This window comes from Deltaproteobacteria bacterium, assembly GCA_009929795.1.
Taxonomy (GTDB): Bacteria; Desulfobacterota; Desulfovibrionia; order Desulfovibrionales; family Desulfomicrobiaceae; genus RZZR01.
On the sequence record RZZR01000063.1, the window covers coordinates 1 to 14,789 of the forward strand.

Here is a 14,789-nt window from a genome sequence, read left to right on the forward strand (position 1 = left end):
TGTGCCTTGTACATGGACAAGACGATCCGGTCGGAAAACCAATAGCTTCCGACATTCATGACCACGGCCAGAACAAAGGCCACGACCATCCCGCCCTGTCCGCCGATCATCCTCCCAAAAAGGATGAGCATGGCCGTCAAAACGCCCAGCAAGAGACCGGTCTTCAACTGGCTGCTCATATTGACTGTCCTCCGAAATCCAGAAGGAACATTATCCTTCGTTGATCTGAATCCGCCGCACGGCCACCGGGGAATGGCCCACCTTGGACACGGTCACTGTGAGGATGCCCCTTTCGAGATTCGCTTCGATTCCCTGAAGATCGGCCGTCTCCGGCAAAACGAATTTTCGGGCAAAAGGACCGTAGGAACGCTCGAGCAAATGGTAGTCACTTCCGCTGGCGTCCTTTTCCATCCTCCGCTCACCATAAACCCAAAGGGTCTGTCCCTTGGTCTCCAAGGTGATGGACTCTCTTTCCATTCCAGGCATCTCCAACTGGATTACCAAGGTGTCTGTCGTTTCATAGACGTCGGCGGCCGGTTGAAAATAGGCCACCTTCTCCCGGCTCTGTCGACCGGAGCCCAGGGCATTCTCCATGATCCGGCCGATTTCTTCCTTCATGCTCTGAATCTCGAGCCATGGGTTTATGAGATAGTTGGCCATCCGTTCTTCCCTCCACCGTTATAACCCTTTCGCCAAGGACCGTATCCGACAAATTCGATCAAATAACCACCCACCTTCCGAAGTCAAGCCGAAATGCCAAGGGCGAACGCGACTCCGTCCACACTCTGGCACTCGTTAACGGGTTCAAATTCCTCATTTTGTCGATATCATCGAAGGTTGGCCTCGATATCGAGCCCGCTTTCCCCGGTCTTGAAAACATATTTGAACGAAGCACTTTCCCTGTTGACAGTCGCCCCGCCCCCGAATACATAGGGCTCTCTGTTGTGCGGGCGGATAGCTCAGCTGGGAGAGCATCGGCCTTACAAGCCGAGGGTCACAGGTTCAATCCCTGTTCCGCCTACCAGATTTGACATGCGGAGCCGTAGTTAAGTTGGTTATAACGCCGGCCTGTCACGCCGGAGGCCGAGGGTTCGAGTCCCTTCGGCTCCGCCAAAGAAAACAAGGGTTTAGAAGCTAAAGCTCCTAAACCCTTTTTTCATTTCCAACCGTATTTCCAGTTTCTAGCCGATATTTCCACCTCTGAAGACGATCTCCGTCAAATCATGCCCCAGCTCCTGGACAGGTCGCTCCTCCCCCCAGTTCGGGGACAACGCCAGAGCCTAACCTCTACCTGCCTCTGCTGTCATTCTCCTTCATCTCGCCTGCCGCGCAAGATGCGGTACACTGGACACTTACGAAAATTCAGCCAATGTATTTATTATTTGTTCAGGGACAAAAAATGGCCCCCAAGCTGTAGAAATAAGGGGGCCTTTTTGCGACGAAAACTGAAATTCTTAACCTACCGTCTTCTTCCCTCTCTTCTCCCAAAGCTTCATATCTTGCATCTTCTTTCTACGTTCACGAGCCAAACTCTTCGCAACCAGGGATGCACCTTTCGGAAGCCCCCATTTGGCTTTGTATTCCTCGGGAGTAAGGTCATGAGTAGCCAAGTGCTTCTTGGTCAAGACCTTGAATACTTTTCCACATTCGATGCAAACGACACTTTTTTCTCGAATGGATTTTTTGGGATCAACGGCAGCCTCACTTTGAGGAGATTCAACATCGCCTTCGGCCATTCCTTTGAATTTTTTAGCCATGTTCTGGATCATAGTCATGATCTCATCTTCAGTCATATTGCGAACACTGGCTTGAGCTTTGGTTATCTCAATGGCGGCCTTCAAATAATCTTCCATATTCCCTCCAGAAATTACATTGTTGATATGCACGAATTTGGTTACCAATAATGATGGAAATTTTTTTGTCAAGCTTAGAATACAAAAAGCCGCCTTGCTGATTAGCTTGGCGGCTTTTTTTGTTTGAAGCTGTCTTTGCTATCGCAAATCGTCAATGTCGATCTTTCTCCCGCATGAAGGACAACGATCAAGATTTGCCATACGGCAATGTATTCTAAACACATATTGTATTCCACTTTCAGTAATCTGGTAGGCTACCCAGAAGACATATCCACATTGACAATACCTGCGTTGCATGACCTTCCTCCTTATTGATTTACAAAAGTAAACTCTATGGACAAAAAAATATCTACACGTAGGAGCGACTGGTCCAGAGAACCTTGCCGATAATCCTCAAAGTCTCAAGCTCATCGCCTTGAAGGGTGATCGGTGGATACTTGGGATTATCGCTGAATAAGGTGACAAGACCTGGCCGCGCTTGAATTCGCTTTACGAGCAACTCGCCAGCCAAGCTCAGGATATACGGACAGATGCCACTTGGCTCGTTGTGACTCAAATCGACCAGGACAGTATCGCCGGGCTGAATTTCAGGAATCATGCTGTCCCCGACAATATCCATTGCCACCATATTCTTGGGCTGGCCTTTTCTCTGAATCCAGTCCTGCTCAAAAGGGACAACTCCAATCGTATTGGATTCGACCTCAAGAGATCCGGCGCCAGCGCAAGCCTTGGCTGACACCTTCGGTATACAAAGGGTTAAGTTTTCTCCATCTCGGCGCATCGAGCCTTTGCCGGTTTTTAGCCAATCGTAGCTCAGCCCGTAGAGTGATGCGACCACGTGCAACCAGTGCTCCGGGACACCTCTCGACTTGGCCAGCGTTATACCCGGAGCTTTGATGCCGAGCATCTTTGCCAACTCTTTTTGGGTGCTGATCCTCGTTGCTTGAGAGACTCGTTGGAAAAATTCGTCAAAGTTCATTGTGTTTCCTTGGCTTTATTTATTAACAATTGTAAATTTAAATGTCAAGGAAAATTTGGTTTGCTCTTCGTAACATTTCACGCAACTTGACCGGAGACGGCGCATCGGTCACGATCAAAATGCGTCGAAAATTTGATTTCTTTACGGGTGGGAAGCGAAGAATAGTTTTCACCTCAACGGAGTGAGAAGTGACAAAAAGGTGGGAACTGGGGTGGGAACTAAAAAAGGGTTCACGGCTGTTTTTCCGTAAACCCTTGATTTTTCTTGGTGGGCAATGCAAGATTCGAACTTGCGGCCTTTGGCTCCGGAGGCCAACGCTCTATCCAACTGAGCTAATTGCCCGAAGGGTAAGCCCTTTAGGCTCCTGACCCTGCCCTTGTCAAGCCTAGCCGGTTATGCTTCCAATAAAATTTGTATCCGAAGTTTCCCAGAAGAATCCTTCCCTCGAACATACGACTGCATTGAAGTGAAATGAAAAAAACGACACGAATTATTGCGGCCATAACCGGGGCCAGCGGAACTCCCTATGGAATCCGCCTGGTTGAAATTCTCTCCCAAGACCCGAATATTGAGACCCATGTCATCATCTCCGACAACGCTGCCCGGGTCGGCCAGATTGAATGTGGACAAAACATCGCGTCGATTTTGCCGGTCAATGTCCTACTCCACGACAACAAGGACATCGGCTCCGGGCCGGCCAGCGGGTCTTGGCCTCATCATGGTATGGCCATCTGTCCCTGTTCCATGGCCACCTTGGCAGGTATCGCCCAAGGGCGATCCGACAATCTCATTCTGCGGGCTGCGGACGTGACTCTTAAGGAGCGTCGGCCATTAGTCCTCGTGCCTCGGGAAACGCCTTTCAGTCGGATTCATCTCCGCAACATGCTGGAACTGCACGATGCTGGAGCGGTTATCCTGCCACCTTGCCCGGCTTTTTACCTGCAACCGAAAACCATAGCCGACATGATCGACCAGATCGTTGCCCGAATCCTGGATCATATAAATATCCGCCATGACGTCAGCAGACGTTGGGAAGGTGGAGGCTCCTGAGCCTGGATCAGCCCTCGACATCAACGACCGATCCCCTCAGCCCCCCCTCAGAAGGCCTCTGGTTGTTTTGGGCCTCCTGAGCCTCCTGAACCGGAGGAGTCGCTTCGGCCTCCGCAGCTTGGACCTCTCTCTCGATGCCCTTGCGAATCTCCACATCGTTCGTCGCCGAACGATTCATCTCCACGTTTGTGTAACTCATCGTGCATCTCCGCGGGTTGCTGGTTAAAACCTGTTTCTCAAGATATCCGGAACAAGCTCCCCCTTCAAGCTGCCAGCCACAGATTGAAAACTCCACAAGACGCCCCAATACACACTGGCAAAAAAAACTTGCCAACCAGCTTTGAAACAGGTAGGCGGGCATCCTCCAAAAGACATCCCGGCGGTCTGGATGTAGCCGCGAGCATTTGATCCCTCGTCGACTCACTCCACACCGGTCGAGCAAACGCACACAGCCTCGACCGCCCGTCGTATCAACACGCTACAGGGGTTTTATCTTTGTCCACGAAAATTTGGATGCTCATCGTCGTTTTTTTCACCGCCCTTGGCTACCAATCAGGACTTCACACCGGTCAGGACAGGATGGACGAACGGTATCGCGACCATCTCGATCTGGCTCTGGCCCAAGCCGAGGAATGGCGCGCCATGACTGATCTGCTACAGGAAAAACTCGATCGCCGAAGGGTCGAGGTGGTCACCCTGACCGCCTACAGCCCCCGGGTCGAGGAATGTAATGAAGATCCACTGACCACCGCCAGTATGCTGCCCGTCCGGCCTGGAAGCGTGGCTGTCAGCCGGGACCTCTTCGAAAAGGGCTGGGTTTTCGGACGCAAAGTGTATATCAAGGGACACGGGGTGTACACCATCACCGATCTCATGAACTCTCGCTACACCAAACGAATCGATCTCTTCTTCTGGGACACCGAGGAAGCCAGACAATTCGGCATCAAGGAAACCCACGCCGCCCTGCTTGACACCTGAAGCCTTCGGGCCACAAGAAATTCCCTCCCAACATGTTGGGCTCGTGGCCCTTCATGCTCAGATAATGGCCGGTTTGGCTAATGCCTCGGTCCGGATTTTCCCGACGCAAGCCACAAGTCAGCCCATCGAATCATCCTTGTTTGTCGCACCCACCTTGAGGGACTGCTTGATCTTCGTCTTCGTTCCCTCACATCTCATTCGTCCTGAACCACACCCGAAAAAAAAACATCGTCGGCCCAGAAGCCTCCAAAGGTTTTGATTGACATGCGAGCATGGCGGACTGATCGTCAGTTCATTTCATGAACCTCGAAAACAATGAGGATACGGTCATGGTCATCCATGAAATCGTTCTGGCTCTCGACCCATCACACGCCTTTCCGATGTCTTCAGCCCGAAGGGCCAGGACCGTGGCCATGGCCAAGGCGCTCAGTCTGGCCGCTATGGCCTTTGCCTTTTTGGTGCTTGTCTGGCCAAGACCGGCCATGGCCGACCTCGACACCGACTATGAGCGGGCCATCGAAGACGCCAAACAGGCCGACCCGGACGAAATAAGCCGCAACCTGTGGGCCATCGTGCCCTCCAATGGTGATCTGATCTGGGAAGGCGAACCAGGAGAATCACGCCTTCTGGTCGTCACCTGGGCTAGCCCCTATTTCTTCAACACCTTCTACAAAGGTCGAGAGGGGCAGGAAATTTTACTGCCCGTAGATTACAACGCCTGGGTGACCGTCGTTCCCGAACTCAAGGATTTCTTCAAAACCCGCAACCAACCCCTACCCGTGAACGAACAGGCCGCCGACCTGCGTATCAAGCAGCTTCTCGGACTGTACTATACGTGGGATTTCGCTTCTTTGGTCCAGATATGGGTCTATCCCCAGAACCTGTTCAGGCCCTCGGCCGATCCGGAAATCACCGACCACGAGGCTGAACTGGACTACCCGACCACCGGCAATCGCTTCCTGGCTTTTGGTCCGGCCACCATCACCGAATACAAGCAACCGCCCCGGGATTTTCAAGGCTGGTTCGAGTTCAACAAGATCGTCCGCTATGAAAAGGATGGCTATTGGGCGCCCTGGACCCGGCTCGGATACACCTACGACTGGAACAACGCCACGGACGAGTTCGGTTTGAGCGAGTTCATCCTACTGGGCAACTCCACGGTCAAGATCGAATCCTGCACTCCGGAATATGAAATCCTTGGCTACTTCACCCCACCGGATTCCGGCGGATCTTCGTCAGGCGGCTGCTTGGCCACAGGGCCAAACAGCTCGGGAGACCCCTGGCCATGGCTCTTTCTTTTGATCATGGCTTTCGGATGGCGATGGAGGTGGAAAACTCATCGGGACAAGACAGCCGACTAGCCCGTCAACCTTCCGCGAAGCCTGACTGGCGCCGCCATTCGTCAGGCACCTGTCCAAAAAGACACTTTGCCTCAACACGTCGGAGCAGCCTTCTGGCCCAATTCTTTTTCCATCCGCCTGACTCTGAGCTTCTTTTCCATCTCCACCAAAAGGAAGAGGGCCACGGCCAGAGCCAGGGTCTCGGCCCACTGTACGATACCGATGGGGGCCGTGCCGAACATGGTATTCATGAACGGCACATAGATGAGCACAAGCTGCAGAACGACCATGAGACCGATACCTGCCGGGACCCAGATGTTGGACATGATGCCCAAAGTAAAGGGGTTCTGGGTGAAGGACCGGGCGTTCAATAGATAGGCCGCCTCGAGCATGACAAAGACATTCACGGCCACGGTCCTGGCCTCTTCGATGGTCCGTCCCAGGGAAAGCTCAAGCTTGAACATACCGAAGGCGGCCACCAGGAGACACAGCCCCACCATGAGCACTCGGAAAGCCAGACACGGGCCGAGGATGGGTCTGGATGGATCTCTGGGAGGCCTGTCCATGATCCCCTGTTCCTTGGCCTCGAAGGCCAGCATGAGGCCCAGAGCCCCGGCCGTGGTCATGTTGATCCACAGAATCTGAACGGGCAGGATGGGCAGGGTGGCGCCGAAGAGAACGGCCGCGAGAATGACCAACCCCTCGCCCAGGTTGGTCGGCAGGGTCCAGACGATGAACTTGATCAGGTTGTCGAACACGCCCCGGCCCTCTTCCACTGCGGCCTCGATGGTCGCGAAATTGTCGTCGGTCAGGATCATGTCCGCGGCTTCCTTGGCCGCGTCCGTCCCGGCCAGACCCATGGCCACGCCGATGTTGGCCTGCCGCAAGGCCGGGGCGTCGTTGACCCCGTCCCCGGTCATGGCCACGACCTGGCCCAGGGTCTGGAGAGCCCGAACCAGCCGGAGCTTCTGCTCCGGGGAAACCCTGGCGAAGACCGAGATATCCTTGACCACTCCGAGCAGTTCCTCGTCGCTCATGGCCTCAATTTCTTGCCCGGTCAGCGCCCGCCCCTGTCCGTTCTCGGAAATTAGACCCAGTTGTCGCCCGATGGCCACAGCCGTTGCTGCATGGTCACCGGTAATCATCTTGACGGCGATGCCGGCCTGCTGACAATTCTTGACCGCAGTCACGGCTTCGGGCCTGGGTGGATCGATCATGGCCTGAAGACCCAGAAAAATTAGGCCTTCTCTCAGATCGCCATGGTCCAACTCGGATTTGGAATCCGAGAACCGCTTCGTAGCCAGGGCCAAGACTCTTTGACCCTCGGCAGCCATGGTCTCCATGTGGTCAAGAATCGCCTGTCCGTCCAGGGAGATCTCTGATCCGTCATCAGCCGTGGCCGAACCGCAGCGTTCAAGAATTCGTTCAACCGCGCCCTTGACGAAGGCCACCCTCCCCTGATCGAACTCCTCGTCACTCTGGTGCAGGGTGGCCATGTACTGATACTCGGACTCAAAGGGCACGCTGTCTAACCGGGGATAGGCCTTCTCGCACTTCTCACGCTCCAGGCCATATTTGGCTGCCGACACGATCAGGGCCGCCTCGGTGGGATCTCCTTCGACGCCCAGGCCAGATTCTCGGGTCACGATTCTGGAATCGTTGCAGAGCAGACCGCAAAGCAGAATCCGCTCCAATGCGTAGGTATGGGGGGCCGAGCCGTTCTCTGACGTGATCGAACCGGACGGATGGTATCCGACCCCCTGGACCCGGTACAGGGAAGATCCGGCCTGAATGCCCTGTACGGTCATCTGGTTCTGGGTCAACGTTCCGGTCTTGTCCGAGCAGATGACCGTGGTTCCGCCCAAGGTCTCCACCGCCGGAAGTTTCCGAATGATGGCCCGTCGGACCGCCATTCGAGACACGCCGATGGCCAGGATGACCGTCACCGCCGCTGGCAGACCCTCGGGGATGGCGCCCACAGCCAGGGCCACGGCGGCCATGAACATCTCCCGGGCCGGTTCGCCGCGGAGGATCCCGGCCAAAAAGGTCAACGCGGCCAAGACCCCGATGGCGTAAAGAAGATAGTGGCTGAATGTGGCTATCTTTCGGGTCAGAGGTGTCTGGAGGTCGTCGGCCTGCTTGATCAGGGCCGAGATGCGGCCGATCTCGGTGTGGTCGCCGATGCCTACCACCATACCCGTGGCCTGACCGTGAGCAACCACCGTGGAGGCGTAGGCCATGCAGCGCCGCTCAGCCAGAACGGACTCGGAGGGAACCGGTTCCGGATTTTTTTCCACCGGCACGGATTCTCCGGTCAAGGCCGATTCATCCACCCGGAGCTCTCGGGCCGTGGCCAGACGAAGATCAGCCGGAACCTTGTCTCCAGATCTAACCCGGACCAAATCGCCCGGCACGAGTTGCTCGGCTGATATCCTCTGGCTGCGGCCACCGCGGATGACCTCGGCCTCGGTGGACATAGCCGAGGCCAGAGCGGCCAGAGCCTGAACCGCTTTCAGTTCCTGGAGAAAGCCGACCGTCGCATTGACCAGGACCACGGCTGCGATGACCGCCGAATCAACCCACTCCCCGAGCAAGGCCGTGACCAGGGCGGCGGCCAGAAGAATGTAGACCAGGGGCTGGTGGAACTGGAGCATAAACCGCTCCATAGCCGTCTTCTGGCGTCCCTGGGTGATGCGGTTAGGCCCGAACTCGTCCTGTCTGGCCTTGACCTCCAGAATGTCCAGGCCTTTTTCCGAATCCGTATCCAGCAAGGACGCGGCCTCTTTGGCATTTCGGCAATGCCAGCATTTTTTCAGCAAGGACTCGATCATTTCCGGCCTCCCATTCCTGTGTTCCGCAAAACAACACCCATATCACTCCGGACCGTCGATTCAGGGCGACATGCCGTTTCGGCTTCAAGTCCCGGACTGTCGACCACCCTCCTGGATCCATATCGAAAGATGTATTCGGACTCAAGGACCTGGACGGCCCAATCAGAGAAGGACCCGTTCGTCCAACTCCCTCATACTCACCGTCTCGAGTTCTCGGGCCAAGGCCTCCTGAAAGGCTTCCTGCAAACCCGCCTGCACTGAACCCTTGCGTGCGGCCGCGAAGAAGCGGCCGACCAGGGCCCTGGTCTCGGAGGGCCAGGTCGATGTCGGCCCCTGCTTGCCCTCGGCCAAAAGCGGCGGTTCCTCCCTCCTGGCGTGGGCCCAGTTGACCACATGGCGGTAATGGATCAGAAAACGGTCCAGGAGGACAAAGGGAAACTGTTGGTTGACGACCGGACCGACCGTGACCCGAAAACCTCCAAGCCTCAATCCGGCCACCCTGGTTTTCACCAGACGATCCCCCTGCCAGAGCACGGCCCCGGCTCCCAGCAGCCCGCCGAGGCCGGCAAAGGCGCCAAGACTCAGCCCATGGGCCAAAGCGTCGGCCAGAACGCCCACTCCGGCCCCGGCCAAGGCCCCCACGGCCGCCAGTTGTCCCGAGGTGAGACCCAGGACCTGCCAAGTCTGGGCGGCAAAGATGTCCTTGTCCAGGATGGACTGAGCCGTCAGCAGAGGCCGAAGGCGGCGATGGCGAAAAATGGCCCGGATCTGGGCAAAGGTCTGATGCTCTCGGGCGGCAACGGCGTCCTTGAGGGTCAGGAAAAGTTTTTCTCGCAGGGCCTCGGACTCGGACTTGTCCCGGCAGGTGCCGGTCCGGTGCATGGCCAGCGCGGCCTTGAGGTAGCTGACGGCCACGCGGGCCGCGGCCCGGTGTCGGCCGGCCCAGTCGGCCCGGAAAGCCTCGACCACGCCGGAAAGGGCAGGGGCCCAGTCCTCGTCGATGGTTCGCAGGCCCTCAAGAAGTTCCAGGCGTTCGGCGAACGTGGCCCGCATAGGGTTGAACGATTTGGTCATGTTGAAATGTCGGCGAAATTCCGCCCTCCACTCTGAAAGAAACTCCTCCTCTCCGGTCTTGGCGTTCAAGATGGCCATCCTCGGCAGGCCGGTCAGGCGAAGAATCTCCATCTCCACCCGGTCCGTCCGTCGCAGAGGCCGCGAGGCATCGACCACATGGATCAGCCCTCCCCGGTCCATGATCGGGTAGAAGATCTCGCACTCGTCCCGGAAATCCGGATTCCAGCGGTGGGCCTCGACGAATTCGCGAAGGAGATCCTGGGGCGGGCCTGGAAAGGCCTGCATCCATGCCAGGGTCTCGGTGGGATTCTGAAAGCCGGGGGTGTCCACGAACCGAATGAGCTCCTTGTCGTCCACGGTGATCGGATAGGCTCGGCTGTACCGGGTCTCTCCCGGAACGGCGCTGATGGGCACGGCGTCGTCCTCCACCAGGGTCGACACCACTGAGGACTTGCCCTCGTTGGGGTGGCCGATGATGGCGAACACCGGAATTCGATCAGGATTCATGCCGACGGACCTCCAGGTTGGGTCGGCCCAGGCCCGCGGTGATATCTTCCCAGATTTGGGCTTGATCCGGATCTGGAGTGGTAAAGGGACTCCCTTGCCGGGGGCGTCCGACCAGCAAAACGGTCAAGGCTGACGCCTCCCCTGCCGCCTTGGACAATTCCTCGAGCAGTCGGAGATTCTCACGGATGGGCGGCTGCCAAGCCTCTTGAACCAGAATCAGATCCGAGGGCCCGGTGTTTTCGACCAGTTTGGCCGCCGAATCGCTGTCGTCCCGCACCTGGCCGCTCAGAGTCAGCACCGTCGGCAGCCCATGATCAGGACCGATCCACGGGAAATACGGCAGGCCGTCGGGAACCGGGCCCAGTTCGGCGGGCCACAGCAAGGCCCAGCCGGGGCCGGACGGATCCGCATTTCCGAAGGTCTCAGCTTCAGGACAAGGGATTTTCGACCCTTCGACGCCCTTCTGGGCACACCTGTCCGAACACGTGCCGTCCTTGGAAACCGTCTCCGGCTTGGGCCGGGTCTCTTGGTTCGAAATATCCTCGAGATTGGATCGCGAGACAGGCCCCGCTGATCCGGGACTCATCTCGGCCTGGGCCGAAACCCCCAGCCTTTGGGCCAAGCGGACGGCCGCGGCGCTCTGGGGAAACCCGCGGCTCAAGCTAATCCTGGTCCTGATTAGGGCCAAAGCCAAAACTCCGAGCCGGGGCAGCAATCCATAACAGAAGATGCAGCCCAGAAGAAATGGCCACCAGGCTGTCAGGTCCGTCGAGACCAGGGAGGCCAAACCATCCTTGAGCACGATGCGACTGCCCTCGACCTGCTCGAGACTCGGCCAGGCTCCGTGAAACCAGGACCAGGGCCAAGCCAAGGCTTTGGCCAGATCGTGAACCAGACTTGGACCGAGTTCCAAGGTCGATTGCCAGCCAAAGGCCAGATCCCGGGTCGTGACCAGCAAGACAAAGACGAGGGCCGCGCCCAGGTTGAAGGCCGCTCCAAAGAACTGCATGGCGGAGGTCAGAGGCCAGGTCAGATAGGGCCAGAGCTGGATGGCCATGGATCGAAAAAAACCGCTGGTCCGTTTCAGGCGTATCCGGCGCGCCTCGATCCTCGCACCAGGAGTCCAGGACTGGACCATGCCGGCGAGACGGGTCAATCCAAGCAGGAACAGACGGCCGAACGCCCCGGGAAAAGCCTTCCGGCTCCGGCCGAGGACCGCTCCGGCCGCCAGAAGCACGAGCTGGAATCCGACCCAGAAGGTCACGAACAGACCGACGTTGATCGGGGTCTGTCCGGTATAGGCCAGATACCCGGCCATGGACAGCCCTCCGGACACCAGTCCCCCGAGGCCGAGAATCCAGACCAGGGCACTCAGGGCCTGGGCCAAGGCCGCTCCAGGCAGGGGCTCGCTTCGTTCCTCCCGGACCCGGAGGGTCCACCGCCTGAGCAGGCATCCCCGGACATCCGGTGATCGCAGATCGTCGGTCGGATCGAGGCCCTGAAGGCATGACCGCAAGGCTTCGTGATCCGGCATTGCGGATTCGTCCCGACGGTCGGAGTCCTGGAGTAGATACCAGAAATCCGCCAGCAGAGAGAGGGTCCAGCGTCCGGGATCGGCCATGCTGCCAGCCTTCAGGAATTGCGCTGGATCCGGGCCCAGGAGTCGCGCAGGCACACGGCCCGGTTGAAGACCGGCAGCCCCGATGTGCTGTCCGGATCCTTGCAGAAATAGCCCAGCCGCTCGAACTGGAAAATCTCCCCCACCTTGGCCGAGGAAAGGCTCGGCTCGAGCTTGCAGCCTGTGAACACGGTCAGGGATTCGGAACTCAGGCTGTCCATGAAGTCCTTGTCACCGGCTCCCGGCTGCTCGTCCTTGAAAAGCCGGTCGTAGCGCCGGGCCTCGGCCTCAAGGGCGTGGCGGGCTGAAACCCAGTGCAGGGTCCCTCGAACCTTGCGGCCGTCGGCCGACCAGCCGCCCTTGGACTGGGGGTCGATGGCGCAGCGCAGTTCAGTCACCCGGCCTGCTTCGTCCTTCACCACCCCCGTGCAGGTGGCGTAGTAGGCATAGCGCAGGCGGACCTCCTGGCCCGGGGCCAGCCGGTACCATTTCTTGGGGGCCTCCTCCAGGAAATCGTCCTCCTCGACGTAGATCTCCCGGCAAAAGGGAACCGGCCGCGATCCCATGGACTCGTCCTCGGGATGATAGGGAAAATCGATCATCTCCACCTGATCGTCAGGGTAGTTCTCGATGACCACCTTCAGGGGTCTCAACACCCCCATGACCCGGGGGGCCCGGCGATTGAGATCCTCACGCAGACAATGCTCCAACAGGGCGATATCCACTAGGTTCTCGGCCCGGGAAATGCCGATGCGCTCGCAAAAATCGCGGATGGCCTCCGGCGTGTAGCCCCGTCGGCGCAGACCCTTCAGCGTCGGCATGCGGGGATCGTCCCATCCCGAGACCACACCTTCTTCCACGAGACGAATGAGCTTCCTCTTGCTGACCACGGTGTAATTCAGGTTCAGACGGGCGAACTCGGTCTGCCGCGGCCGACTTGGGACCGGCACGTTGTCCAGGACCCAATCGTACAGGGCCCGGTTGTTCTCGAACTCCAGGGTGCACAGGGAGTGGGTGATGCCCTCCAGGGCATCGGACAGACAATGGGTGAAGTCGTACATGGGATAAATGCACCATGCATCCCCGGTCCGGTGATGATGGGCGTGTTTGATGCGGTAGAGGGTCGGATCGCGCAGGACCATGTTCGGGTGGGCCATGTCGATCTTGGCCCTCAGGACCCGGGCCCCGTCCGGGAACTCCCCGGCCCGCATGCGGCGGAAAAGGCCAAGGTTCTCCTCAACACTCCGCTCACGAAATGGACTGTTCACCCCCGGTTCGGTCAGAGTGCCTCTATTGATCCGGATTTCCTCGGCACTCTGATCGTCCACATAGGCCTTGCCGGCCTGGACGAGGTGCTCGGCGAATCCGTAGAGGCGGTCGAAATAGTCCGAGGCGAAGAACAAGCGATCCTCCCAGTCGAAGCCCATCCAGCGGACGTCCTCCTGGATGGAGTCCACGTACTCCTGCTCCTCCTTGGCCGGATTCGTGTCGTCGAAGCGCAGGTTGCACTGGCCGCCGAACTCCCGGGCCACCCCAAAATTGAGGCAGATGGACTTGGCATGGCCGATGTGCAGGTAGCCGTTGGGTTCAGGAGGGAAGCGGGTGTGGACCCGGCTGCCGTCGCGGCTGTTCTCGATATCCTGCTCGATCATGGCCCGAATGAAATCCTTGGGAGTCTTGGCCGCCTGTGTCTTCGCCTGTATCGAATCGCTCATGGACGCACTCCGCGTGTGGTTGAGAAATGGATGGAAAGACTGAAAAATAGGGCAAAGCCCCTGACCGGTCAAACATCCGGCCTGAGCCTTGCGGATCTTGATGGTCTGGAATATGGAATGTTATTGTCCTCCATCAATGGAATAATCCTGATGAAATCCTTTCTCTTGGCGTGTATCGTTTTGATTTGTTTTCCGGCCTTGACGATCGGCCGGGCTGGGGCTGAAACTCGTCCCTTGGCCCTGATCTTCTGCCATGAGGACCAGAACGCCTTTCCCTGGGTCTTTCCGGCCGAGAACGGCACGGGGGTCGTCGGTCTTGACCTCGTATTGATCGACCTGCTCTCCAAGGAACTGAACATTCCCATCGCCACCGTCGGCATGCCCTGGAAACGTTGTCTCAGGTCTCTCGAAACCCAGGAAGTCCACGGGGCCTTTGCCTCCAGCTTCGTGGCCGAGCGGCAAGCCCAGGGCCGCTATCCCGAGCTCCCGAATGGAGGACCAGATCCGGATCGACGCATCCACACCTCCGGCTATTCCCTTTACGTTCCCGATGGATCGACACTGGATTGGAATGGAACGGACTTTTTGAACCTGAACGGAACCCTAGGCATACAGTCGGGATTTTCCGTGGCCGAAAACCTCGACGCTCTTGGGGCCGCCTACGAGGAAAACGCAGGGGTCGAGGCCAATCTGGAAAAGGTGCTCAGAAACCGAATCCAGGGGGCGGTTCTCCAGACCCAACGTGCCGACCACGTCCTAACCTCGGACTCGAGATTCCGAAACAGCCTGAAAAAGGCCCCGATCCCAATCTCCGAAAAGCCCTACTACCTCATGCTGTCCTTTT

The 14,789-nt window shown here is 57.8% G+C and carries 13 protein-coding genes and 3 tRNA genes; 6 read left to right on the plus strand and 10 right to left on the minus strand.

Features of this window, described 5'->3' with window-relative positions; genetic code table 11:
* Positions 1-179 (minus strand): protease HtpX (locus tag EOM25_08310; GenBank protein ID NCC25189.1); only part of this gene is annotated, 179 nt, incomplete at its 3' end.
* Between the two features lie 31 nt (positions 180-210).
* Complete coding sequence (locus EOM25_08315; GenBank protein ID NCC25190.1) at positions 211-660, minus strand: Hsp20/alpha crystallin family protein; 450 nt, start codon at positions 658-660, stop codon at positions 211-213.
* A 288-nt stretch (positions 661-948) separates the two neighbouring features.
* Between EOM25_08315 and EOM25_08320 the strand changes: the two genes are divergently transcribed.
* Positions 949-1,024 (plus strand) — tRNA-Val (locus EOM25_08320).
* Between the two features lie 12 nt (positions 1,025-1,036).
* Positions 1,037-1,113, plus strand: a tRNA-Asp gene (locus EOM25_08325).
* Positions 1,114-1,454: 341 nt separating this feature from the next.
* On the opposite strand, the gene EOM25_08330 is transcribed toward EOM25_08325, so the two are convergent.
* The 3 genes from EOM25_08330 to EOM25_08340 form a co-directional block, all read right to left on the minus strand.
* Positions 1,455-1,853, minus strand: coding sequence for a transcriptional regulator (locus EOM25_08330; protein NCC25191.1), 399 nt, complete (start codon positions 1,851-1,853; stop codon positions 1,455-1,457).
* Positions 1,854-2,202: 349 nt separating this feature from the next.
* Complete coding sequence (locus EOM25_08335) at positions 2,203-2,832, minus strand: helix-turn-helix transcriptional regulator (protein NCC25192.1); 630 nt, start codon at positions 2,830-2,832, stop codon at positions 2,203-2,205.
* Positions 2,833-3,097: 265 nt separating this feature from the next.
* Positions 3,098-3,174: transfer RNA gene (locus EOM25_08340), tRNA-Arg, on the minus strand.
* 129 nt (positions 3,175-3,303) lie between these two features.
* On the opposite strand from EOM25_08340, the gene EOM25_08345 reads away from it, so the two are divergent.
* Positions 3,304-3,882 carry a UbiX family flavin prenyltransferase gene (locus EOM25_08345; protein ID NCC25193.1) on the plus strand — a complete coding sequence of 193 codons (579 nt, stop codon included), beginning with the start codon at positions 3,304-3,306 and terminating at the stop codon, positions 3,880-3,882.
* A gap of 7 nt (positions 3,883-3,889) precedes the next feature.
* On the opposite strand, the gene EOM25_08350 is transcribed toward EOM25_08345, so the two are convergent.
* Complete coding sequence (locus EOM25_08350) at positions 3,890-4,081, minus strand: hypothetical protein (protein NCC25194.1); 192 nt, start codon at positions 4,079-4,081, stop codon at positions 3,890-3,892.
* A gap of 296 nt (positions 4,082-4,377) precedes the next feature.
* Here EOM25_08350 and EOM25_08355 point away from each other — a divergent pair, with 296 nt between their 5' ends.
* Entirely contained in the window at positions 4,378-4,860 is a 483-nt protein-coding gene (locus EOM25_08355; protein ID NCC25195.1) for a hypothetical protein, read from the plus strand.
* 329 nt (positions 4,861-5,189) lie between these two features.
* The gene (locus tag EOM25_08360; protein ID NCC25196.1) at positions 5,190-6,221 is read left to right on the plus strand and encodes a hypothetical protein; all 1,032 of its coding nucleotides are present in this window, start codon (positions 5,190-5,192) and stop codon (positions 6,219-6,221) included.
* A 71-nt stretch (positions 6,222-6,292) separates the two neighbouring features.
* Here the strand turns inward: EOM25_08360 and EOM25_08365 are convergent, their stop codons facing one another.
* The 4 genes from EOM25_08365 to EOM25_08380 form a co-directional block, all read right to left on the minus strand.
* Entirely contained in the window at positions 6,293-9,028 is a 2,736-nt protein-coding gene (locus EOM25_08365) for a cation-transporting P-type ATPase (protein NCC25197.1), read from the minus strand.
* Between the two features lie 165 nt (positions 9,029-9,193).
* Positions 9,194-10,612: a DUF3482 domain-containing protein gene (locus tag EOM25_08370; protein ID NCC25198.1), complete on the minus strand. Its 1,419-nt coding sequence runs from the start codon at positions 10,610-10,612 to the stop codon at positions 9,194-9,196.
* Entirely contained in the window at positions 10,602-12,233 is a 1,632-nt protein-coding gene (locus EOM25_08375; protein NCC25199.1) for a DUF2868 domain-containing protein, read from the minus strand. The genes EOM25_08370 and EOM25_08375 overlap by 11 nt, the downstream gene beginning before the upstream one ends.
* Positions 12,234-12,244: 11 nt before the next feature.
* A complete protein-coding gene (locus EOM25_08380; GenBank protein ID NCC25200.1) occupies positions 12,245-13,945 on the minus strand; it encodes a glutamine--tRNA ligase/YqeY domain fusion protein in 1,701 nt (566 codons plus the stop codon).
* Positions 13,946-14,095: 150 nt separating this feature from the next.
* Between EOM25_08380 and EOM25_08385 the strand changes: the two genes are divergently transcribed.
* Positions 14,096-14,789, plus strand: a 694-nt coding sequence (locus EOM25_08385; GenBank protein ID NCC25201.1) for a hypothetical protein, incomplete at its 3' end; no start/stop codon positions are given.